Source organism: Corynebacterium sp. S5S1 (assembly GCF_001913985.1).
Classification (GTDB): domain Bacteria; phylum Actinomycetota; class Actinomycetes; order Mycobacteriales; family Mycobacteriaceae; genus Corynebacterium; species Corynebacterium marquesiae.
In genome coordinates this window covers 11,893-33,409 of record NZ_MKXT01000039.1, presented here as the reverse complement: position 1 = coordinate 33,409, position 21,517 = coordinate 11,893, and the positions used below count along the sequence as shown (strand labels likewise).

20 protein-coding genes and 1 pseudogene are annotated in these 21,517 nt (G+C 58.8%); 14 read left to right on the top strand and 7 right to left on the bottom strand.

The window, feature by feature from the left end:
- Nucleotides 1-124: 124 nt before the first annotated feature.
- From BKN05_RS10795 to mptB, 5 genes are all read right to left on the bottom strand, one after another.
- Nucleotides 125-1,102, bottom strand: a complete 978-nt coding sequence (locus tag BKN05_RS10795; RefSeq protein ID WP_286688634.1) for a quinone oxidoreductase family protein — start codon at nucleotides 1,100-1,102, stop codon at nucleotides 125-127.
- Between the two features lie 64 nt (nucleotides 1,103-1,166).
- Complete coding sequence (locus BKN05_RS10790) at nucleotides 1,167-2,195, bottom strand: COX15/CtaA family protein (protein WP_286688633.1); 1,029 nt, start codon at nucleotides 2,193-2,195, stop codon at nucleotides 1,167-1,169.
- Nucleotides 2,196-2,264: 69 nt separating this feature from the next.
- Nucleotides 2,265-3,029, bottom strand: a complete 765-nt coding sequence (locus tag BKN05_RS10785; RefSeq protein WP_286688632.1) for an ABC transporter permease — start codon at nucleotides 3,027-3,029, stop codon at nucleotides 2,265-2,267.
- 57 nt (nucleotides 3,030-3,086) lie between these two features.
- On the bottom strand, nucleotides 3,087-4,016 hold the full coding sequence (locus tag BKN05_RS10780; protein WP_286688631.1) for an ABC transporter ATP-binding protein: 930 nt from the start codon (nucleotides 4,014-4,016) through the stop codon (nucleotides 3,087-3,089).
- Nucleotides 4,017-4,022: 6 nt separating this feature from the next.
- Nucleotides 4,023-5,747: a polyprenol phosphomannose-dependent alpha 1,6 mannosyltransferase MptB gene (gene mptB / locus BKN05_RS10775; protein ID WP_286688630.1), complete on the bottom strand. Its 1,725-nt coding sequence runs from the start codon at nucleotides 5,745-5,747 to the stop codon at nucleotides 4,023-4,025.
- A gap of 269 nt (nucleotides 5,748-6,016) precedes the next feature.
- Between mptB and BKN05_RS10770 the strand changes: the two genes are divergently transcribed.
- The 9 genes and pseudogenes from BKN05_RS10770 to BKN05_RS10730 all read left to right on the top strand — a co-directional run bounded on the left by BKN05_RS10770 (nucleotide 6,017) and on the right by BKN05_RS10730 (nucleotide 15,329).
- Nucleotides 6,017-6,754 (top strand): helix-turn-helix transcriptional regulator, encoded by a 738-nt coding sequence (locus BKN05_RS10770; protein WP_286688629.1) that lies wholly within the window; start codon nucleotides 6,017-6,019, stop codon nucleotides 6,752-6,754.
- Nucleotides 6,751-8,155: pseudogene (sufB, locus tag BKN05_RS10765) on the top strand (Fe-S cluster assembly protein SufB). The gene BKN05_RS10770 and the pseudogene sufB overlap by 4 nt, the downstream one beginning before the upstream one ends.
- Nucleotides 8,156-8,160: 5 nt before the next feature.
- Entirely contained in the window at nucleotides 8,161-9,315 is a 1,155-nt protein-coding gene (gene sufD, locus BKN05_RS10760; protein WP_005328395.1) for a Fe-S cluster assembly protein SufD, read from the top strand.
- Between the two features lie 30 nt (nucleotides 9,316-9,345).
- The gene (gene sufC / locus BKN05_RS10755; RefSeq protein ID WP_198493085.1) at nucleotides 9,346-10,104 is read left to right on the top strand and encodes a Fe-S cluster assembly ATPase SufC; all 759 of its coding nucleotides are present in this window, start codon (nucleotides 9,346-9,348) and stop codon (nucleotides 10,102-10,104) included.
- 45 nt (nucleotides 10,105-10,149) lie between these two features.
- Entirely contained in the window at nucleotides 10,150-11,397 is a 1,248-nt protein-coding gene (locus BKN05_RS10750) for a cysteine desulfurase (protein ID WP_286688628.1), read from the top strand.
- Nucleotides 11,394-11,846: a Fe-S cluster assembly sulfur transfer protein SufU gene (gene sufU / locus BKN05_RS10745; protein WP_005324831.1), complete on the top strand. Its 453-nt coding sequence runs from the start codon at nucleotides 11,394-11,396 to the stop codon at nucleotides 11,844-11,846. Before BKN05_RS10750 ends, sufU begins: the two co-directional genes overlap by 4 nt.
- Nucleotides 11,847-12,254 carry a metal-sulfur cluster assembly factor gene (locus BKN05_RS10740; protein ID WP_005324830.1) on the top strand — a complete coding sequence of 136 codons (408 nt, stop codon included), beginning with the start codon at nucleotides 11,847-11,849 and terminating at the stop codon, nucleotides 12,252-12,254. It begins immediately after the preceding gene.
- 114 nt (nucleotides 12,255-12,368) lie between these two features.
- On the top strand, nucleotides 12,369-14,000 hold the full coding sequence (locus BKN05_RS10735; protein ID WP_225746922.1) for an ABC-F family ATP-binding cassette domain-containing protein: 1,632 nt from the start codon (nucleotides 12,369-12,371) through the stop codon (nucleotides 13,998-14,000).
- Between the two features lie 6 nt (nucleotides 14,001-14,006).
- Nucleotides 14,007-15,329 (top strand): DUF2254 domain-containing protein, encoded by a 1,323-nt coding sequence (locus tag BKN05_RS10730; protein WP_286688627.1) that lies wholly within the window; start codon nucleotides 14,007-14,009, stop codon nucleotides 15,327-15,329.
- Between the two features lie 24 nt (nucleotides 15,330-15,353).
- Here BKN05_RS10730 and BKN05_RS10725 read toward each other — a convergent pair whose 3' ends face one another.
- Together BKN05_RS10725 and BKN05_RS10720 are read right to left on the bottom strand one after the other, a co-directional pair.
- Nucleotides 15,354-16,718, bottom strand: coding sequence for a PFL family protein (locus BKN05_RS10725; RefSeq protein ID WP_250408547.1), 1,365 nt, complete (start codon nucleotides 16,716-16,718; stop codon nucleotides 15,354-15,356).
- A 1-nt stretch (nucleotide 16,719) separates the two neighbouring features.
- On the bottom strand, nucleotides 16,720-16,989 hold the full coding sequence (locus BKN05_RS10720) for an ACT domain-containing protein (protein ID WP_198493077.1): 270 nt from the start codon (nucleotides 16,987-16,989) through the stop codon (nucleotides 16,720-16,722).
- Nucleotides 16,990-17,093: 104 nt separating this feature from the next.
- Between BKN05_RS10720 and BKN05_RS10715 the strand changes: the two genes are divergently transcribed.
- Genes BKN05_RS10715 through BKN05_RS10695 form a run of 5 tightly spaced genes read left to right on the top strand, consistent with a single transcriptional unit; the run spans nucleotide 17,094 to nucleotide 21,441 of the window.
- Complete coding sequence (locus BKN05_RS10715) at nucleotides 17,094-17,768, top strand: NAD(P)H-binding protein (RefSeq protein WP_198493075.1); 675 nt, start codon at nucleotides 17,094-17,096, stop codon at nucleotides 17,766-17,768.
- 21 nt (nucleotides 17,769-17,789) lie between these two features.
- A complete protein-coding gene (locus BKN05_RS10710; RefSeq protein WP_286688626.1) occupies nucleotides 17,790-18,800 on the top strand; it encodes a nucleoside hydrolase in 1,011 nt (336 codons plus the stop codon).
- A 54-nt stretch (nucleotides 18,801-18,854) separates the two neighbouring features.
- The gene (locus tag BKN05_RS10705) at nucleotides 18,855-19,622 is read left to right on the top strand and encodes an ECF transporter S component (RefSeq protein WP_396334670.1); all 768 of its coding nucleotides are present in this window, start codon (nucleotides 18,855-18,857) and stop codon (nucleotides 19,620-19,622) included.
- Nucleotides 19,622-20,314 carry an energy-coupling factor transporter transmembrane component T family protein gene (locus BKN05_RS10700; RefSeq protein ID WP_286688625.1) on the top strand — a complete coding sequence of 231 codons (693 nt, stop codon included), beginning with the start codon at nucleotides 19,622-19,624 and terminating at the stop codon, nucleotides 20,312-20,314. The genes BKN05_RS10705 and BKN05_RS10700 overlap by 1 nt, the downstream gene beginning before the upstream one ends.
- The gene (locus BKN05_RS10695; protein WP_286688624.1) at nucleotides 20,305-21,441 is read left to right on the top strand and encodes an ATP-binding cassette domain-containing protein; all 1,137 of its coding nucleotides are present in this window, start codon (nucleotides 20,305-20,307) and stop codon (nucleotides 21,439-21,441) included. The genes BKN05_RS10700 and BKN05_RS10695 overlap by 10 nt, the downstream gene beginning before the upstream one ends.
- The last annotated feature ends 76 nt before the right edge of the window (nucleotides 21,442-21,517 follow it).

The following is a 21,517-nucleotide window of genomic DNA, read 5'->3' as shown; positions in this document are numbered from 1 at the left end:
CACGCGCTCAACAGCAGCATCCTTAACATCCTTCGGAGTCCAACGCGTCACAACTACCTCCCGGTCGAAGTGGCGCATTCACCCCTTGACAGCACGCCCGCGCTTTCGGCGTTTGTGGGTGGGTTTAGGCTTTATCGCCAGCTTGGACGCGCAGCACGATGGAACCGGTAGTCTTGCGCTCCTGGAGGTCGCGGTGCGCCGCAGCGGCATCTTCCAGTGGATAAGATGCCGTGACGTTGAAGCTCAGATCGCCGTCGATAACAGCTTGGACGACCGCCTGGGCACGCATCTGGAACTCGCCTTCTTGGGCTGTCCATGCGCCGATGGAAGGCCGAGTGAGGAAGATAGACCCATGCTTGTTTAGCAGCTGCGGGTCGATAGGCTCAACTGGGCCAGAAGCGGCGCCGAATAGCGCGACGGTGCCACGGGGGCGTACTGCTTCGAGGGACTCGTGGAAGGTAGCCTTGCCGACGCCGTCGTAAACCACGTCAACGCCCCTATCACCGTTGTAGCGACGGACCTGCTCGGCGAGTGCGTCGCCATAGCGAAATACCTTATCCGCACCGGCTGCGTAGGAGAGCTCCTCCTTTTCGTCCGTGGAGACCACCGTATAAACGGTAGCGCCGAGCGACGATGCCATTTGGGTGAGGATCTGGCCTACACCGCCGGCGCCGGCAGTAATCAGACAGGAAGCGCCTTCACCCAGTTGATAAACGCCATGCGCCAAATAGTGTGCGGTAATGCCCTGCAGCAACATAGAGGCAGCGACTTCTGGCTGGAAATCATCAGGGACCGCCACTAGTCCCTCGCGTGGGACGCAGACCTGTTCGGCGTAGGAGCCAAAAGCCTGGTTCCATGCCACCATCGTGCCCTCGGCAACTTCCCCCTTGGGGTCGTGGATTACGCGTCCGGTACCTTCGAATCCGGGAATGAACGGGGTGGCCGCGTTATAGATACCCTCACGATAATAGGTATCGATGTAGTTGACGCCAGCCATGATGACGTCCACCAAAACCTCGTCGTCATTAGGGGTGGGGGCGGGAACTTCGGTATAGCGAAGTACTTCTGGTCCGCCGGTTTCTGTGACCTGAATTGCGTGCATATAGCCAGGCTAGCGCAAAAAGCCGGCCGAGTGCAGTGCCTCGGCCGGCCGTAAGCATTATGGGCTAAGCAGTCGCTCGCTCTTGTTCAAGAGAGGTTTGGCGCGCCGCGTACTTCTCATCGCCGCTGGGAGAGCCGGTGATGAGATCCGCGGTGCCGTCGGTGCGGCGTACACCGTGTGCCCATAGCAGGGCGGTATACGCGGTGACGAAGGAGGAGAGGCCAATATGGAAGGGGACAGTCCAGCGCGGAATGCTCATGTAGAACTGGTAAACGCCTACCGCCCACTGAATGAGGATGCATACAACGAGGACCCAGCCAGCCTTCTTAGCGTCTTGAGGTGCGCGGTTCTTGTAAAGAAGGAAGACGGTAATAACCGTAAGCGTCAGGTAGACGTACATGCACATGGCGTGGGTGACGGCCATGGCTTCGGTATCTACCTGCAGGCGGCCTTCCATTCCCACCCCGGAATCGCCAGAGTGGACGCCCGAACCGGTAACCATCGTGCCGGTGATGAGCACAATGCTCAAGGCAACGGTAGCGACCGCTGCAAGGAGGCGAATCGCTTGAGGGAAGCGAGCGCGTGGCGTTCCGTCATCGGGTTCCACAATGCGGGAATAGAGCATTGCCGCCAGCCATACCAAGAGCATCGAAGGTAGGAAATGCAACGCCACGGACCACCAGCGGAGGTCTAGGTGGACAGAGATACCGCCGATGACCGCTTGCAGTACGATGCCAGCGACGTTGAGCCATGCGTACACCTTGAGCTCTGCGCGGCGACGCGCCATGCGCATGGCAACGACGGCGGCGATAGCCGCTGCGGTTACGACGAAAGTAAGCAGGCGGTTACCAAACTCGATAGCCTGGTGGAGAGCAGGCGCAGCGCCTTCCATAGGGACAAGGGAGCCTGGTTGGCATTCCGGCCAAGTGGGACAACCCAATCCCGAGCCGGTCACGCGGACAATGGAACCAGACACGGTAATGCCACCCTGGCACAAGAGGAGGATGAGCGCGATGAGGCGCTGCTGTTGCAGTGTAGGGGCGGCTTCCTTAAAGAAGCGCTTGATCTTCGTCCAGTAATTCACGCATAGCATCCTACTAGTCGGGAGATTTCGGGCATAAAAATTCCTCTCGTTTCGAAAGGAACCGGACAAAAGTCACATTTAGCCATCGAAGCGGAACCAACGGACCGCGGCGAACGACGCCACCGCAAGCCACGCCAACAAGGATAGGAGCTCGAGGCCGGGGAAGACGGAATTAGAGGCGTCGGTAAGCGCGCCTGCTAGGGCGACGGTCGGCACCGCGTTGAGGATGCCATTATCGCCCAGGCCCTGGGAGTAGAGGGTCCATCCGACTACGCCGAGGAGCAGGAACCAGATGAGATTGGCCAGTGCGAGTACCACCTCAGAGCTGAGGGTGCCGCCGAGCAGCAGCCCCATGGCGGTAAAAGCCGCAACGCCAAAAAATAGCGAAAGGATCATGAGTAGCACCCCGTCCGGGCTGATACGGAGACCCAGGATATAGGCAGCTATGCCCAAAACGAGGATTTGGAATACCACCATGGTGAGCACGCCGAGGATCTTGCCGCCAATAATGGCCCATGCGGGCACACCGGACGCGCCGGTGCGTTTAAGGGCCCCGTAGCGCCGGTCAAAGGCAAGTGAAATGGCCTGACCGGTAAAGCCTGCGGAGGTGGCCGCTACTGCAAGCACCATGGGAAATACCTCGTGCAAGCCATGTCCGGTGAGCGACTCCAAGTGGGCCGCGCCAATGAGCAGGGCCAGCGGTATGATGACGCTCAGCAATTGCTGTTCGCCGTGGCGCAGCATGAGTTTTGCTTCCATCTTTCCTTGCGCGAGCAACATGGCGCCGGCGCTAGCCCGTTTGGGGGCGGGGGTAAAGGTTCCAGGGTTAAAGGTAGTGCTCATGTGGTGGCTTCTTTCCGCAACGCAGTTGATTGAATTCGATCCTGGCGGAGGGCGCAGCTAGCTGCGCAAATGGCGCCCGGTAAGGTCAAGGAAGACCTCCTCTAAGTTGCGGTGGGCTGCGTCTAAGCGCCGCAGCAGGACTCCTTGGCGGGCAAGTTCGGCGCTCAGCGCGGCAATCGTCTCGGGTGTGCCGGCCTGGGTCAAGCGGTAATGCAGCGGCCGGGATTTGATCGCTCGAATTCCGGCCTCAGCCAAAGCCTCCATATCAACATCGATATCGGTGCTGAAACTAAGCCCTGCCGAGTCCGACTGGGCGGTAAGTTCCGCGGGGGAGCCGTGGGCTACCAGCTCGCCATGATCCATGATTGCCACTCGGTCCGCTAGTGACTCCGCTTCATCCATGAGGTGGGTGGTAAGAACAATGGTGACTCCATCGCGCCTCAGGGCTCGAACAAGGTCCCAGACCGCCAAACGGGATTGTGCATCCATGCCAGCGGTGGGCTCATCGAGAAAAACTAGCTCGGGCCGACCGATGATTGCTAGGGCGAGGGAAAGCCGTTGCTGCTGCCCGCCGGAGAGTCTGCGATAGGGTGTGCGGGCTACTCCTTCCAGCCCGAGCGTTTCCAGTAGCCAGTGCGGGGAGAGGGAATGGGCGCTGTAGCTAGCGGAAAGTTCTAGCATTTCCAGAACGCGGATGCCGGAGTAGGAACCACCGCCCTGCAACATGATGCCGACCTTTTCGCGCACCTTGTCCGGTGCGGAACTCGGGTCTAGCCCCAGAACGTCGATAGTGCCGCTGGTGGGGTGGATAAAACCCTCCGACATTTCGATCGTCGTGGACTTTCCAGCGCCATTGGGACCAAGGAGGCAAAAGATCTCACCTGCGGCAACGCTAAGGCTCAGACCATTAACGGCGGTGGTGGAGCCATATTTTTTCACCACGTTGTCCACGGTGAGGGCTGGGCGATCGGCTGAAATGGAATTCACGTGGGATTAGTTTAGGACACGGATTCCGCTGCGCCGTACTGCAACCCACCACAGGGCGGTGATGACGGCGAAAGTGCAGGCTGCCGACACGTAGATGACGATGATAGTGCTGGGCGGCAACCCGAGGCCGCGCGGCAGTACAAAGAAGCTCATAGCTGCCGAATAGGCCACGACGCAAAAACGGAATATAAGCCGGTTGGCCCATGCGGCCAAAGGCAGTACCGCCCACAGGATGTACCACGGATGGACGACGGGAAAGAAGATAACCAGCACTAAGGAGGCGGTGCCGAGTCCTCCCACAGGGTGGATGCGGCCGCGCAACGTTGCAAAGAGCATGCGGGCCATGAAAGCTACTGCCACCAGCACGCCAAAGGTACGGGTTACGGTGAGAATAGCTTCGGTGTGGTCACCTAGACCCAGCAGCATTCCAATGAAGCCGGTACCCACGCCTACGGCGGTGGAGGTAGAAAGCCACGAGCGGATGGAGGCCGCGCCGCCTTGTCCCGTGATCCACCCCAGGCCAATGCCGGTCAAGGCGCTAATGAGGGCAATGGTTGCAATTAAAATAACTAGCTGCAGGGCAATGGCGTAGGCCAAGGCCTTCCAGCGTGGTGCACCGTCCTTGTCTATCAGGTGGCGGGCATAGGCCATCCCTACAAAACCTAGTCCAATAAAGCCGGTTACCTTGACCATTCCGGCGCAAGACAGACAAAATCCAGAAGCAATTAGTGCTAGGTAGGCACTGCGCGTGGATTTTTCCAGCTTGTCGACGCCCCGCAGGCCCAGCTCCATACCCACTAGGAGCAGGCCCAACATGATGGACTCATTATGGATTCCGCCCACCAGGTGCAAGATAGTGAGTGGGTTGAGAATGCCGAGCCATAGGGCGGATTCTGGAGATACCCGGCAGCGCCGCGCGAGACAGCTAATTGCCCACCCAGCAACCATTATGCCGGCGATGGATAAGAGCCGGTGGGCGATTACTCCCAAGAGAATGGAATTTGAGGTAACTGCGCTCACCACTCCAGCGAGCCCGAGCGCTACGGGGCCATAAGGCGAGGGGGAGTTGGCCCAGATAAACGGTACGGATCGGGCGAGCTTATCACCCGCGCCAAGCAATTGCACTGGTCCTGCAGAATACGGGTCCATGCCCTGCACCACGATGGAACCGTTGGCCAAGTAGGAGTAGATGTCTTGGGTAAAGAGTGGGGCTGTAAATATCAGCGGGATGACCCAGCCGGCCCACGTGCGCCACAGCTGGTGTGTGGTGACGAGCCGGCGGGCGCGCGTTGGGGTGAGGGCACCTTCCTGGGGTTGGCGCAGTGGAGTGCCTACAAAAGGGGCCAGGAAAACCCAGGCGGCCACCAACAGGCCCACTCCCACCATGACTATGGCAGAAGAGGTCTGCAGCATGCGGGACATGAGGGAGCCAAAAGGTACGTTGTCATAAGGGTTTCCCACTACTGGGAGAGCGCCGGCTCCCAACGCGCCGAAGGCGATAAGCAGAGAACCCACTGTGCCCACCCAGCGCAGGATAAAAAATGTCCGCCATTGTGCGGTGGTGGTGCGCTTTAGGCCATCCGCATTGGCAGGGACAAAATCAAAACGAGAATCAGGTTCCGCGGCTCCGGTGTCCTCGGCGTGTAGTTGCGCAGACCGAGAACCAGCGGTGCCCAACTGCGGCAGCTCGGCCTTGACGCCGGAAAGAAAGCCGCGGAATTTGCCTGTCATGGGATAAGACCTTACGCGAATCCTCCGCCCCAACCCCAGCAGGCCCGCCCTTTTAGCGCGCGCAGCACCGCCGGTTGTGGCGATGAGGGGATCTAGCCACCCCCGTGCCACGCCGAAGAATGGCCAATGGTGGCATTCCGGAATGAATTAAGGAACACTAGTGTTGTCTAATAAAGGAGGCACAGTTGGACTGCGGTGCGACTCGCGGAATTACGGGAGTCGGTTGCAGGGCGGCTGTAAGTGAGCGAAGCACGAAGGGAGGTCCCGGCATGAGCACACCTCAGCGCGTAGAAACTACGCACAAGGCGGCTAAGGAATCCCGCACTACGGATGGCGATACCCGCCGGCAAGTGATGCTGTTGCTGCTGAAGGACGGGCCCGTTACCGCTTCCCACTTGGGTGAACGCCTTGGCCTTTCTGCTGCCGGAATCCGCCGGCACTTAGACAATTTGGTGGAAGAGGAACTGACGGAGGTTGTGCGCCGTCGCCCAGTGACCCGCGGCTCAACGGGCAACGGGTCTGGTCGCGGCCGACCAGCCAAACACTTCCGCCTCACTGATCGTGGCCGGGCGCAATTCGGCCACGCCTACGATGATTTGGCCTCTGATGCTTTGACGGCGCTTCGCGACGTTGGCGGGTCTGAGGCTGTTAAGCGCTTTGCCAAGGTCCGCTTCGAGCGACTCGTTGCAGACGCGCGTCCCTTGATAGAAGAGGGCGAATCTGTAGAGGACGTGGCCCGTAAGCTGGCTGAGGTCTTGGACGGGCACGGGTATGCCGCCACGGTGGACCGCGCTGGTCAGGGAGTGCAAATCTGTCAGCATCATTGTCCGGTCTCCCACGTGGCGGCCGAGCATCCGGAGCTGTGTGAGGCGGAACAAGAAGTCTTTTCTGCTCTATTAGGCAAACACGTACAGCCCTTGGCCTCCATTGCTGGCGGTCACGGGATCTGTACCACGAACATCCCCTTGACACCCGTTAATACAAATACTGAAAGGAGCGAGTCATGACCCAGGCACAATCGGCACCCGAGAACAAGATGACCGATGATGAAATTATTGATTCCATTGGTGCATATGAGTACGGCTGGCACGACTCGGACGCGGCTGGTGCTTCTGCTCGCCGCGGCTTGAACGAAGATGTAGTACGCGATATTTCCGCCAAGAAGGGCGAGCCAGAATGGATGCTTAACCAGCGCCTGAAGGCACTCAACATCTTTGATAAGAAGCCCGTTCCCACCTGGGGTGCGGATTTGTCTGGCATCGACTTCGACCAGATTAAGTACTACGTGAAGTCCACTGAGGAGCAGGCCCAGACCTGGGAAGACCTCCCGGACGACATCAAGGCCACCTACGATAAGTTGGGCATTCCAGAGGCTGAGAAGCAGCGCCTCGTTGCCGGTGTGGCAGCCCAGTACGAGTCCGAGGTTGTGCGTTATCTTCGTCGATACTGATACCGCACTGCGTGACTACCCTGAGCTTTTCAAGGAGTACTTCGGCACCGTTATCCCGGCCGGTGACAATAAGTTTTCCGCGCTGAACTCCGCTGTGTGGTCCGGTGGCTCCTTTATCTACGTGCCCAAGGGCGTGCACGTAGACATTCCACTGCAGGCTTATTTCCGCATCAACACGGAAAATATGGGCCAGTTCGAGCGCACCCTCATCATCGTCGACGAGGACGCTTATGTTCACTACGTCGAGGGCTGTACCGCTCCTATCTACAAGTCTGATTCCCTGCACTCCGCAGTAGTGGAGATTATCGTGAAGAAGGGCGGCCGCTGCCGCTACACCACCATTCAGAATTGGTCCAGCAACGTCTACAACTTGGTGACCAAGCGCACCAAGGTAGAAGAAGGCGGCACCATGGAATGGGTCGACGGCAACATTGGCTCCAAGGTCACCATGAAGTACCCGGCCGTATGGATGACCGGTCCTTACGCCAAGGGTGAGGTTCTCTCCGTTGCCTTTGCTGGTGAGAACCAGTTCCAGGACACGGGCGCCAAGATGACTCACATGGCTCCGCACACCTCTTCCAATATCGTGTCTAAGTCGGTTGCCCGTGCCGGCGGCCGCGCCGCTTACCGCGGCTTGGTGCAGGTTAATCAGAACGCGCACCATTCCACCTCTAACGTCGAGTGCGACGCGTTGCTGGTGGACAATATCTCGCGTTCGGATACATACCCGTATAACGACATCCGCAATGACCACGTCACGCTGGGTCATGAGGCAACCGTTTCCCAGGTTTCTGAGGAGCAGCTGTTCTACCTGATGTCCCGCGGTATCGCGGAAGAAGAAGCAATGGCGATGATCGTGCGTGGCTTCGTTGAGCCGATTGCTAAGGAGCTCCCGATGGAGTACGCCCTCGAGCTCAACCGCCTCATCGAACTGCAAATGGAAGGATCGGTCGGCTAAAGAAAATGGTCGCTTCGAACGAATTCAATCCGGATAAGATTACCAAGGGTGATGTCTTTACCTCCACCAACGTGGAGGACTTCCCGGTGCCGCACGGTCGCGATGAGGTGTGGCGCTTTGTCTCCCTGCGCAAGCTCCGTGGACTGCACAATGGCGAGTTCGCTGAGGCAGTGGCACAGGACGTCACCGTGAGCGAACATCCCGGCGTAAGCTCCGAGACCGTCGCACGCGATGACGAGCGCTTGGGCCGCGTTGGTACCCCGTCTGACCGCGTTGCGGCACAGGCATGGACTTCTATGCCTGAAGGCCAGGTTGTCACCATTGACGCCGAGGCTCAGGTGGAAGAGCCCGTGGTCATTACCTACACCGGCAAGGGCGAGGGCGTAACTTCCTTTGGTGCCACCTCCATCGAGGTAGGCCACCATGCGGAAGCCACCGTTATCTTGAAGTACGTCGGTTCTGGCACCCACGCGGATAACGTCGAGTTTATCGTGGGCGATGGCGCTCACCTGACCGTCGTTGTTGACGTTGATTGGGAAGACGATGCCGTGCACCTGTCTAACCACGTGGCACAGCTCGGCCGCGATTCTGTGCTGCGCCACAACTCCGCCATCTTTGGCGGCGAGGTGGTACGCATCGTGCCTCGCGTGAACTTCACCGAGCAAGGCGGCGACGCAGAGCTGCTGGGCGTCTACTTCGCTGACGAAGGCCAGTACTTTGAAAACCGCATGTTGGTGGATCACTCCGTCCCTAATTGCCGCTCCCACGTCCTTTACAAGGGCGCACTGCAGGGCACCAAGGACAATGAGGCCCGCACCTGCTGGGTGGGCGATGTCCTTATCCGCTCCAATGCTCAGGGCACCGATACCTACGAGACCAACAACAACCTGATTCTGACCGAGGGCGCTCGCGCGGACGCAATCCCTAATTTGGAGATTGAGACCGGTGAAATTACCGGTGCAGGCCACGCGGCCACCGTTGGTCGCTTCGATGACATCGAGTTGTTCTACCTGATGTCTCGCGGTATTCCAGAGGCTGAAGCCCGCCGCCTCATCATCCGTGGCTTCTTCAATGAGGTCATCCACCGTATTCCGGTGCAGTCCCTGTCCGAGGAATTGGAAAACCGCATTTCCGAAGAACTGGAAAAGATCTCCGCCTAAATCTTTCATAGAAGGAAAACCACACACATTATGTCTACTCTGGAAATTAAGAACCTCCACGCCCAGGTGCTGCCGACGGAAGAAGGCGGCGAGCCGAAGGAAATCCTCAAGGGCGTTAACCTGACTATCAACTCCGGCGAGATCCATGCGATCATGGGTCCGAACGGTTCCGGCAAGTCCACCTTGTCTTACACCATCGCCGGCCACCCAAAGTATGAGGTTACCGAGGGCGAGGTGCTTCTCGACGGCGAAAATCTGCTGGAGATGCCCGTCGACGAGCGCGCTCGCGCCGGCCTCTTCTTGGCGATGCAGTACCCAACTGAGGTACCAGGCGTAAAGGTCTCTCAGTTCATGCGCTCTGCAGTCACCTCCATTCGCGGTGAAGCACCGAAGCTGCGTGAATGGAACAAGGAGCTTACCCAGGCCCGCGAGAATTTGAAGATTGATAAGTCCTTCATCTCCCGCTCCGTCAACGAAGGCTTCTCCGGCGGTGAGAAGAAGCGCCACGAAGTCATGCAGCTGGATATCCTGAAGCCGAAGTTCGCAGTTATGGACGAAACCGACTCCGGCCTGGACGTTGACGCTCTGCGCATCGTGTCTGAGGGCATCAATAGCTACCAGAAGGAAACCAATGGTGGCATCTTGATGATTACCCACTACAAGCGCATCCTGAACTACGTTAAGCCGGACTTTGTGCACGTCTTTGCAGACGGTCAAGTCATCAAGACCGGTGGCGCTGAATTGGCAGATCAGCTCGAGTCTGACGGCTACGACCAGTTCCTGAAGTAAGGACCGACCACGGGCCGGTCAACCGCGACTATCTAAAGAAGATTCATGACTGGATTTGATGTAAACGCAATTAGGGAACAGTTCCCGATCCTCCAGCGCACTGTGCGCGGCGATAAGCCACTGGTGTACCTGGATTCGGGTGCTACCTCCCAGCGCCCGCTGCCGGTATGGAAGGCGGAAGAGGAGTTTGTGCTGCACACGAACGCCCCTGTTCACCGCGGTTCCTATCAACTGGCAGAAGAGGCCGATGATGCCTACGAATCGGCGCGGCAAGCTATCGCCGCATTCGTGGGTGCGGACCGCGACGAAATCGCCTTTACCAAGAACGCCACCGAGGCCCTGAACGAAGTTGCCTATGTGCTGAGCGACGAGCGTGCGGGAGACCTCTACGTGGGCGAGGGCGACACCGTCGTGATCACCGAATTGGAGCACCACGCCAACTTGGTGCCGTGGCAGGAGCTCTGCGCTCGCACTGGCGCTACGTTGAAGTGGTATTCCATGACCGAAGACGGCCGTATCGATCTTGACTCGCTCGAGCTCGATGATTCCGTCAAGGTAGTTGCGTTTACTCACCAATCCAATGTCACGGGTGCCGTGGCGGACGTGGATGAACTGGTGCGCCGCGCCCGCGCGGTGGACGCCATGGTCGTCCTCGACGCCTGCCAGTCGGTGCCACATATGGCGGTGGATTTCCACGCCTTGGATGTGGATTTCGCGGCCTTTTCCGGCCATAAGATGTGCGGGCCCAGCGGCGTGGGTGTGCTGTACGGCAAGGATGAGCTGCTCAAGAAGCTGCCGCCCTTCCTGACCGGTGGCTCCATGATTGAGATCGTCAAGATGGAAGAGACCACCTTTGCCGAGCCCCCGACGCGCTTTGAAGCGGGCACGCAGATGACCAGCCAAGTGGTTGGCCTTGGCGCAGCGGTGAAGTTCTTGGAAGAAGTGGGCATGGACAATATCCACGCCCACGAAAAGAAGCTCACCGAGCGCGCATTGCGCCAGCTCAAGGAAATCCCTGGTCTGCGCATCATTGGTCCAGAGACCACCGAAAATCGCGGTGGCGCCATTTCCTTCACTGTGGAAGGCGTTCACCCGCACGACTTGGGCCAGATCCTCGATGACCACGGTGTGTCCATTCGCGTTGGCCACCACTGTGCGTGGCCACTGCACCGCGCCTGCGGCGCACAGTCCACCGCCCGCGCTAGCTTCTACCTTTATAACACCGAGGAAGAAGTAGATAAGCTGGTGGACGCAATCAAGGCTGCCCGCGAATTCTTTGGAGTTGCCTCATGAACCTAGATTCCATGTACCAGGACGTCATCCTGGATCACTATAAGAACCCCCAACACGCCGGCCTGAGGGAGCCGTATCAGGCCGAGGTCCACCACGTGAACCCGTCCTGCGGCGATGAGCTCACCCTGCGCGTGCGCCTTTCGGACGACGGCAAGACCGTAGAGGACGTCTCCTATGACGCGGAAGGCTGCTCCATTTCGCAGGCTTCCACCTCGGTTATGGCTGAAGAGATCGTGGGGCTGCCGCTTGCGGAAGCCAATGAGAAGCTGGCCGAGTTCGAAAAGATGATTACCTCTCGTGGCCAAGAAGAAGGCGATGAAGACCTCATCGGTGACGGCGTCGCCTTCGCCGGTGTGTCCCAGTACCCAGCGCGCGTAAAGTGTGCGCTCCTCGGATGGAAGGCCTTCCAGGCTGCATCCGCCGATGCACTAACTGAAGTGGAGAACTAGATGACCGAACCCGTAGATCCTTATCAGAACGAGAACTCTTCATTCTCCGGCAGCGGCGAGCGCCCGGAGCAGACCGAAGAGCAGATTTCTAAGGCCTTTGATGTCACCGAATTCATGCGTGACGTCATTGATCCCGAGCTCGGCATTAACGTCGTTGACCTGGGCCTCGTCTATGACCTTTGGTTCGAAGAGGACAATGGCAAGGAAATCGTCATGATTAATATGACGCTGACTTCGCCAGCGTGCCCGCTGACCGATGTCATTGCAGAGCAGGTCGAGGACATCGTCAAGGCCAATAAGCTGGCCGATGCCGTCCGCATCAACTGGGTATGGATGCCGCCATGGGGCCCGCAGATGATCACTGAGGAAGGCCGCGAGCAGCTTCAGGCCCTCGGCTTCGCGGTCTAAAGTCGCGTATTAAACACACGCCCCCAGCAGCGCATTTCTCGGATTAGGAAAGTGGCTGTTGGGGGCGTTAGTGCGTCTTAGCGTTGGCCGCGTCAATTGCTAGACTATTTCTTCGTGATTGTAACCAATGATTTCGAAGTCAGGGTAGGAGCGCGCACGCTTCTCGACGCCCCCGGGCAGCACCTCCGCGTGCAGCCCGGCGACCGCATCGGCCTCATCGGCCGCAACGGCGCGGGCAAGACGACGACCATGCGCATTTTGGCAGGGGAGACGGAGCCTTATGGCGGCTCTGTGACCCGCTCGGGCCCCGTTGGTTATTTGCCCCAGGATTCCCGCGAGGGAAATATCGAGCAAACGGCGCGCGAGCGTGTTCTTTCCGCACGCGGTCTAGATGACCTCAAGCGCCGAATGGCGAAGCAACAAGAGCTCATGGAATCGGCCACGGACGATAAATTCCGGGATAAGGCTATCCGTAAGTATTCCCGCTTAGAGGAGCAGTTCGAGTCGCTCGGCGGCTATGAGGCTGATTCCGAGTGTGCTCAGATCTGCGATAATCTGGGCCTGCCACAGCGTGTTTTAGATCAGAAGCTTAAGACTCTTTCGGGCGGCCAACGCCGCCGCGTGGAGCTGGCACAGATCCTCTTTGCCGCTACCGAAGGCTCCGGCAAGTCCCAGACCACTCTGCTCTTGGATGAGCCAACTAACCATTTGGATGCGGACTCCATTACGTGGTTGCGCCAATTCCTGTCCAAGCACGAGGGCGGGCTCATTATGATTTCCCACGACGTCGAACTGCTTGAGGCCGTGTGCAATAAAGTATGGTTCCTCGATGCGGTCCGCGGCGAGGCCGATGTGTACAACATGGGCTATAAGAAGTACCTCGATGCGCGTGCTACCGATGAAGCGCGGCGTCGCCGAGAGCGCGCCAATGCGGAGAAGAAGGCGTCTGCACTGCAAAAGCAGGCGGCCAAACTCGGTGCCAAGGCAACTAAGGCCGCCGCGGCAAAGCAGATGCTCCACCGTGCTGAACGCATGATGAGCGAGCTCGATGAGGTCCGCGTGGCCGATAAGGTGGCTAATATCAAGTTCCCCGAGCCGGCGCCGTGCGGCAAGACGCCAATGAATGCCAAGGGCCTGACCAAGATGTATGGCTCGCTGGAGGTCTTCGTGGGCGTAGACCTCGCTATTGACAAAGGCTCTAGGGTGGTCGTTCTCGGCTACAACGGTGCAGGTAAGACCACCCTGTTGAAATTGCTGGCCGGTGTAGAACGCACCGATGGTGAAGGTGGCATCGTCAGCGGCCACGGCCTGCGTATCGGCTACTTCGCGCAGGAACATGACACCATCGACCCGGATAAGTCCGTGTGGCAAAACACCATCGATGCCTGTCCTGACGCGGATCAGCAGGAGTTGCGCGGCCTGCTTGGCGCCTTTATGTTTTCCGGCGAGAAGTTGGAGCAACCTGCGGGCACCCTCTCCGGCGGCGAGAAGACGCGCCTTGCACTGGCCGCCTTGGTCTCCAGCCGCGCGAATGTCCTGTTGCTAGACGAGCCGACCAATAATTTGGACCCAATTTCGCGCGAGCAGGTGCTTGATGCACTGAAAACGTATACGGGCGCTGTGGTGCTGGTGACGCACGATCCGGGTGCGGTTAAGGCACTGGATCCGGAACGCGTGATCATCATGCCCGACGGTGATGAGGACCTGTGGTCCGATGACTATATGGAGATCGTGGAGCTAGCTTAGGGATTTATGAAGACACTGCTGGAGAGGATGCCCGCCTGGCGGGAGAAGTTTTGGCTCATCCCCGCCGTGGCGGTGGCCATGGCCGCGATAGGCGCGGAATTGCTCATTGCGGTTGGTAGCAATTTTGATGTGTCGGCCACGCCCTTTTATAACGGCAGCGCCGATAGCGCGCAAGGGATTTTAAGCGCGGTAGCAACCTCGTCACTCTCCTTGGCCGGCACCGTCTTTTTCATCACACTGACCGCGCTATCCGGTGTCGTCACGGTGATGGGCCCGCGCCTACTACACGAGTTTTTAAAGGATCGCTCCATTCAATCCACGTTGGCGATCTACCTGGCAACCTTTATTTTTGCGCTCCTATCCTTGCGCGCGGTCCGTACCGGCGGCGGTGGGGAAGAAGAATATGTTCCTTCCCTCAATGTAGCCGTCACGGTGCTGCTGGCCATCGGCTGCGTTGTCTTCCTTATCTACTTCATCGTGCACATTGCGCAATCGATTAGCATGTCCCACGTGGTACACGTCGTTGCCCAAGATGTAGAAAGCCACATGCGCCGGCTCATCCGCCGCGGTGAGGAGGAAGAGAAAGTACATGCGCCGGGGCCAGAGTTCTACACGAACGCGCAAGAGCGCCGCAGTAGTGGGACTGGCTATCTCAAATTCGTGGACTATGACGCCATTGCTCAGGCTGCGGCGCGGGAGAATTGCGCGGTGCATCTGAGCGTGGCACCGGGAGATCTAGTGCTGGAAGGCGAGGTCATTGCCCACGGCGTGCCGCGTTTGCCGGAAGATATGGAGCGTCACATCGTACTCACCCAGCACCGCGAAAACGCGTCTGCCCACGACCCTCGGTTTACCGCCCGGCACCTTGCAGAAATTGCTGCCCGCGCTTTGAGCACCGGCGTTAATGATCCATTTACTGTGATTGATATCATTGACCGCTTTACCCAGATCCTCACCGTGATTGGGGATAAGCGGCTTCCGCAGGGCATTGTGCATGTGGGCGGCGAGTTTCGGCTGGATTATCAGACCTTTAGCTATGCCGAAATCGTCGAGGCGATGTTTACACAGATTCGGCGCGACGCGGCCGATAATGCGGAGATTTACCTTAGCATGCTGGATAACCTCGCTAAGGTCGTTGCCCTTCTTCGCACAGCGGAACGCCGGCGCGTGCTTGATGACGCCGCCCGGGCCATCTACTCCGATGCCCGCCGCCAGGTAGGCGGCGAGGTGGAGCTGCAACAGTTAGAGGATTCCTACCAGCACTTCCAGGCCAACCTAGCTGCGTGGGCGGAATCCGATAAGCCGGGCGAAGAGCACGCCGCGGAGTAGCCCACGGCGCGGTTGTCGCTGGCGCTAGTTGCGGAATCCATGCACCGGCGCGGGGATGAAACCGCCGCGGTTAATGAACTGCGTATTTCCCACTTGATTGACCGGGATGACAGGGGCGTAGCCAAGAAGCCCACCGAAGCTGACCTCGTCGCCTACCTGGGCGCCAGGTACCGGAATGACGCGTACGGCGGTGGTTTTATGGTTCATCACGCCAATGGCGGCCTCATCAGCGATCATGCCCGAGATCGTCGCAGCAGAGGTATCGCCCGGCAGGGCAATCATGTCGAAGCCAACCGAGCAAATAGCGGTCATGGCCTCCAGCTTGTCCATGGAAATGGAGCCGGACTTGACCGCATCGATCATGCCTTTGTCCTCGGAAACGGGGATGAAGGAACCAGACAATCCGCCCACGCGGGAACAAGCCATCATGCCGCCCTTCTTAACGGCGTCGTTAAGCAGAGCCAAGGCTGCTGTGGTGCCGTGGGTGCCCACCTGGTCTAAGCCCATGTGCTCCAAGATGTGCGCAACCGAATCGCCCAATTCGGCGGTGGGGGCAAGCGAAAGGTCGATGATGCCGAAAGGAACGCCCAGGCGCTCCGAGGCCATGGTGCCCACCAACTGCCCGGCGCGAGTGATCTTGAAAGCAGCCTTCTTCACCTCTTCTGCAACCTGGTCTAAGCTGGCCCCCTCGAGCGAGCCCAAGGCGCGGTCGACCACACCCGGGCCAGAAACGCCCACGGAGACCACACAATCGGGTTCCTCAATGCCGTGGAAGGCGCCGGCCATAAAAGGATTATCTCCCACGGAGTTGGCAAAGACCACGAGCTTGGCGCACGCAATGGCGGAATCATCCTTAGTTAGCTCGGCCGCTTCCTTGATGACCTCGCCCATCTTCTTGGCTGCATCCATGTTGATGCCAGCGCGAGAGCTGGCGATGTTTACGGAGGAACACACGACGTCCGTAGTAGCCAGCGCCTCCGGAATGGAGCTGATGAGTTTCTGTTCCGCGGTAGTAGCCCCCTTTTCTACCAAGGCGGAATAGCCGCCCACGAAGTTGACGCCAACCTCTTTTGCTGCCTTGTCCAACGCCTTTGCCGCATCAACGGGGTTTCCCTCTACGCCGGCCACCACCAACGAGATGGGGGTTACGGAGATGCGCTTATTGACGATGGGGATACCGAGCTCGCCCTCGATGCCTTCGCAAACCTCGACGAGGCGCCCTGCCTGCTGGGTGACGCGGTCATAGATGGCCTGGCAGGTAGCCTCCATGGTGGAGCGGGTGCATCCGAGAAGCGAGATGCCCATGGTCACGGTGCGGATATCGAGACGATAGTTCTCAATCATCTCGATGGTGTCCAAGATATTGGTGGTATTAAATCGCGTACTCATATTAAATTTCGTTCATGGCGGTGAAAAGGTCTTCGGACTGAATGCGGATGGACTGATGCTTTTCCTCCGCCACGGGGCGCATGCGCTCCTTGATGGTCTGGATCGTGACTTTGTCCGCATCGAATTCGACGCGCAGGATCATGGTGAAGTATCCGCCCATGAGCGTCTGGGAGACGTCGATGACGTTGATATCGAGTTCTGCAAGGGTAGTGGTCACCGCGGCGATGATGCCGGTGCTATCGGCACCGGTGACGGTCATAATGGCATACATGCATGCAATTCTATCTTCTTGCCGGGCCCGCCGCGATGGTTTGTGCGTGTCAGATAGGTGAGGGCGTCTGCACCCCGGCCGCGCCGTTGTTACGGTGGGGAGGTATGACTGATAAGAAGAAGATTCTGTACATCGGTGGACACGGCAAGGTCGGACAGCTCACCACCCCTAAGCTTGTTGATGCCGGCCACGACGTCCACTCCCTCATCCGCAACCCAGAGCAGAAGGCCGAGATTGAAAAGCTCGGCGCGACCCCGGTTATGGCGGATATTACTGAACAAACCGTGGGTCAGTGGGCAGAGCTTTTCGCCGCTTATGACGCTGTAGTCTGGGGCGCCGGCAATGGCGGCCGAGGTGGGGCAGACCTCACCTGGGCCGTCGACCGCGATGGCGCCCTCGCTACCCTCGACGCGATGGACAAGTTGCAGCAGGAGGGCAAGAAAGTGCCTGCCTATGTGATGATCTCTTACGTCGGCTCCCAGGTAGCAACCACGGATCCTGCCGATGAGAAGTGGTATGCCTATGTGGAGTCTAAGAAGGAAGTAGACAACCGCCTTGTACAGGCCAGCTACCCGCACCTCATCCTCAAACCAGCGATGCTGACCGAGGAGCCAGCCAAGGGCATTGAGCAGATTGAGGATAAGATGCTGAAGGAGTCTTTGACTTCTTCCCGCGAGCTGGTTGCGGACGTCATCGTCGAGGCCCTTGGCCGCGAAAACCTGCCGGAATCCCCGCTTGCCTTCGTTGATGGCGACAATCCCGTAAGCTCCATCAAATAAGGCGCTAGACTGGCTGGCATTATGACTGTTAAGCCACCAGCTGTGCTTATTGATTGCGATCCCGGCATCGATGATTGCCTTGCCCTCATGTACTTGGCGGGCCTGCATCATGCCGGTGAGATCGAGCTGGTGGGCGTTACCACCACGGCCGGCAACGTCGAGGTCCACCAGACCGCGGCTAATGCCCGCTGGATTATGGACCTTTGCTCGCTTGCCGACGTCCCCGTGGCCCCCGGCGTACCCCAACCCCTCAAGGTGGATCTCACCACCACCCCTGAGACTCATGGCCCGACAGGGCTGGGCTACGCACATGCCCCCGCTGCCGCCGCCAGGCTGCAACAGCGCGATTGGCAGCAGGTATGGGAAGAGGCATTAGCCACCCACGACGATCTGCAGCTGATCGTTACTGGACCGGTCACCAACCTTGCTGCTTTCGAGGCAACCCATCGCGAGGCTGCCGCGCGCTTCGGTGCCATCACAATCATGGGCGGCGCGGTCAATTACCGCGGAAACACCACGCCAACTGCCGAGTGGAACTTTTGGGTGGATCCACACGCTGCATCCCAACATTTTCATTCAACTGCCCCACGCGTTCTCACCTCGCTGTGTTCCCTCGAAGTAACGGAACAGTTTCTCATCACCCCGCAGCGCCTAGACGCGGCCTTGGAATTGTTGGGGGAGCACCCCACGGCACAAATCCTGCCGAACGTGCTGCGATTTTATTTTGAATTCCACCAGGCACAGGGGGAGGGATATCAAGCTCAAATCCACGATCTCTTGACCTGCATAATTGCTCTCGGACGCATCAATGTCGACGCGATAGAAACCACCGTGGACGTCGAGGCGGAGTCGCCACTGCTGCGTGGCACGAGCGTTGCAGATTTGCGCAATCACTGGGACCGCGCCCACAACGCGCGGCTGGTAACAAGCGCAGACATGGAAGCCGCACACCACGAATGGTGGCTTTTAGCACGCAGAGCCTCTACTATTATCCGCGGCGCACGTGCCGTGCGAGATCGCTTTCCGAGGTGACATAGGAAAGCAGCACCATCCGCGGTCGGCGTTTACTTTGCCCATTTTTTCGGTATGTGGATTTGGACTTTTACTGTGTCACAGCTTTCTCTCACCCCCGCCCGCAAGGTTATGGTCATCGCGGGTGCACTCATCGTCGCCGCAACTTGGATTTATCTGGTTCTTCTGCGTCCTACTGATTGGGAATCCGTTGCCGGCTCTACAGAGGCGCTCATTACCCTCGCCGGCTACCTCGTTGGCGCCGCGCTTCTTCTAGCCGGCACCGTTCCGGCACTACCGGCGCGAACCATCGCCATCATCCCGGTAGCGCTAGTGCTCAATATTGTTGTCGGCGAAATTATCGGTTCTATCGGCGTTCCGCTGTATATCGACTCCGTGGGAACAATCCTGGTGGCCGCGCTCGCGGGCCCCATCGCCGGATTGGCTACCGGTACATTGTCCTCCGTCGTATGGGGGCTGTTGAACCCTGCCGCTCTGCCCTTCGCCGCCGTGTCCGCCGCTACGGGGTTCCTCTCCGGACTGGTAATCAAGAAGGGCGCTTTCGCTAAGGTGTGGTGGGTCATTCTCAGCGGCGCCATCATCGGAATCATTTCTGGCATGCTCGCCGCACCAGTGGCTGCCTTTGTTTATGGCGGTACCGCAGGTCTTGGTACGGGCGCGGTTGTTTCGCTCTTCCGCGAATTGGGCAATTCCCTCATCGCCTCGGTTACGCTCCAGTCCTTTATTTCGGATCCCCTGGATAAGGCACTGGTCTTCCTCATTGTCTGGGCAGCGGTCAAGGCACTGCCGCAGCGCACCCGAGAATCCCTCCAGCCACGTTAATGCCAGGCCTTCATCCCGCCACCGTTATCACGATCGCGGCCTGCGGCTGGATTCTTACTTTGGCGCTGAATACCCCGGTGGCGTCGGCAAGCGTAGTGCTCATCGCCCTAGCCTGCGGTACTGCCGCTACCCGCAACGCCTCCGTAATTTTGACAACTGTGGCGCTAAGCGCCCCAGCGGCGCTTTCCATGCTGGTCATTCACGCTCCCTACGGTGATGACCCAGTGCTGCCGCTGGTAACAAGCGACGGCCTGGTGCTCGCCGCCACCCTCACTCTGCGGTTCTGCGCCCTCATGGCCTGCTTCATCGCGGCCATGGCAGTGCTGCGCATTACTGATATCGCCAAGTGGCTGCAAGTTTCGCGCGCTGGCCACAAGGTCGCGTATATCGTCGGAGCCTCCCTACAAACCCTGCCCCAAGGTGCGCATGCTTGGCGTTGTGTCCGTGAAGCCAACCAGCTCGCCGGCATCACCGTGACCTGGCGCAATACCATCTCGCGCGTCATTATTCCCGTTATCGCTCGACTCCTTACCCAAGGAACCCAACGTGGCCAGGCCCTAGCCGCCGTCGGATTCGACCAAGAAGGGCAACGCACCCTCCTGCGTCCTGTTGCCGATTCCATGGTCTCTCGCGTCATACGCCTGGTCATTCCACTAGTTAGCTTTGCGGTGGTGATTACTACATGGATCTAGCCCGCATCAAGCCCACCCCTGGGGCCATTTATCAAGTACTCGTCGAACCTGACACAGCCGTCGAAGACGTTGCCGTGCAACTAGCGGAGCACCTATCTACCGAAGCCATTATCGGCACGGATGCCTCAGCACAAATTAGCTTCCTGCGGGAAACGTGCATCGAAGAAGTAGTTTTAGGCCTCGAAAATGCCGGCGTGCCTGCCCCTGAAATGCAGCGGCGCGGGGAGCGAATGCTTCGCGCTGTAGGACTGTCTGACTATTGCGAACATGACCCAACACAGCTATCCGGTGGCCAAACACGCAGGCTTGCGGCTGCCTGTGTCGCCATTCGCGAGCCAGAAGTCATGATTGTGTGCGAACCTGCAGCCGGGTTAGACGCAAACTCGCGCACGCAAGTGGTTCGCCTCTTGCAGGAGTTGCCGAAAACCTGCGTCATTTCTATATCCAGTGCTTCATGGCCAGAATTGGGTGGGCACATCATTGGAACAGACCCGCTCGTAGCGGCCGTCGACTTACCGCGGGTTTCTGCAAGCCCCCGGACAGGGAGTATCGGACCGCTAACGGCATGCAGGAGTGCAGCAAAGAAGAAATGGTGGCACTTTTCTCAGCCCCGTGGCACTTCCTTCAGCGTCGGACCGGTAGAAATCCCTATCGCGAAATCTGCGGTTACGTGGCTGCGAGGCGATAATGGCAGTGGCAAGACCACGCTCCTGCGGGCTGCTGCTGGGCTCGATGGCGCCGGAGCTGTCCCGAATCCACCCGCTCTTGCCTTGCAATCGCCGTTTGATCAGGCGGTATTTCCAACGGTGGAAGAACTCGTCCCCAATGACACCTTGCGCAATCTGCTGGGACTAAATCCGGCAGATCATCCTCTCGATCTACCATCGTCTCGCCTGCGGCTTGCGCAGATTGCCCACGTGATCGGGCAGCAGCGACCGGTGGTCCTGCTCGACGAACCAGACACCTTGCTTTCAGCTGCCGACCGCGGGCTCATGCACCACATGATCCACCACGCACTGCAGTCCGGCAGCGCCGTGGTGGTTACCTGTCACGATCCTAAGTTTATGGCTGAAATAGAAAGCTATGCCGAAGTAACGGAAAAGACACTGCCGGCGCAGCAGCTATAAGCGCTTACAAAATTGCTCCCGGCTATTTCCAACATCAGTTAAGACGCTGCCGGGAGCAAAAGTAGTTGTATGGGGG

Excerpts from the sequence above, each read along its gene's own strand:
- BKN05_RS10795 (WP_286688634.1), bottom strand. The coding sequence starts at position 1,102 with ATGCACGCAATTCAGGTCACAGAAACCGGCGGACCAGAAGTACTTCGC.
- BKN05_RS10790 (WP_286688633.1), bottom strand. The coding sequence starts at position 2,195 with ATGCTATGCGTGAATTACTGGACGAAGATCAAGCGCTTCTTTAAGGAA.
- BKN05_RS10785 (WP_286688632.1), bottom strand. The coding sequence starts at position 3,029 with ATGAGCACTACCTTTAACCCTGGAACCTTTACCCCCGCCCCCAAACGG.
- mptB (WP_286688630.1), bottom strand. The coding sequence starts at position 5,747 with ATGACAGGCAAATTCCGCGGCTTTCTTTCCGGCGTCAAGGCCGAGCTG.
- BKN05_RS10770 (WP_286688629.1), top strand. The coding sequence starts at position 6,017 with ATGAGCACACCTCAGCGCGTAGAAACTACGCACAAGGCGGCTAAGGAA.
- sufD (WP_005328395.1), top strand. The coding sequence starts at position 8,161 with ATGGTCGCTTCGAACGAATTCAATCCGGATAAGATTACCAAGGGTGAT.
- sufC (WP_198493085.1), top strand. The coding sequence starts at position 9,346 with ATGTCTACTCTGGAAATTAAGAACCTCCACGCCCAGGTGCTGCCGACG.
- BKN05_RS10750 (WP_286688628.1), top strand. The coding sequence starts at position 10,150 with ATGACTGGATTTGATGTAAACGCAATTAGGGAACAGTTCCCGATCCTC.
- sufU (WP_005324831.1), top strand. The coding sequence starts at position 11,394 with ATGAACCTAGATTCCATGTACCAGGACGTCATCCTGGATCACTATAAG.
- BKN05_RS10740 (WP_005324830.1), top strand. The coding sequence starts at position 11,847 with ATGACCGAACCCGTAGATCCTTATCAGAACGAGAACTCTTCATTCTCC.
- BKN05_RS10730 (WP_286688627.1), top strand. The coding sequence starts at position 14,007 with ATGAAGACACTGCTGGAGAGGATGCCCGCCTGGCGGGAGAAGTTTTGG.
- BKN05_RS10725 (WP_250408547.1), bottom strand. The coding sequence starts at position 16,718 with ATGAGTACGCGATTTAATACCACCAATATCTTGGACACCATCGAGATG.
- BKN05_RS10720 (WP_198493077.1), bottom strand. The coding sequence starts at position 16,989 with ATGTATGCCATTATGACCGTCACCGGTGCCGATAGCACCGGCATCATC.
- BKN05_RS10715 (WP_198493075.1), top strand. The coding sequence starts at position 17,094 with ATGACTGATAAGAAGAAGATTCTGTACATCGGTGGACACGGCAAGGTC.
- BKN05_RS10710 (WP_286688626.1), top strand. The coding sequence starts at position 17,790 with ATGACTGTTAAGCCACCAGCTGTGCTTATTGATTGCGATCCCGGCATC.
- BKN05_RS10705 (WP_396334670.1), top strand. The coding sequence starts at position 18,855 with ATGTGGATTTGGACTTTTACTGTGTCACAGCTTTCTCTCACCCCCGCC.
- BKN05_RS10700 (WP_286688625.1), top strand. The coding sequence starts at position 19,622 with ATGCCAGGCCTTCATCCCGCCACCGTTATCACGATCGCGGCCTGCGGC.
- BKN05_RS10695 (WP_286688624.1), top strand. The coding sequence starts at position 20,305 with ATGGATCTAGCCCGCATCAAGCCCACCCCTGGGGCCATTTATCAAGTA.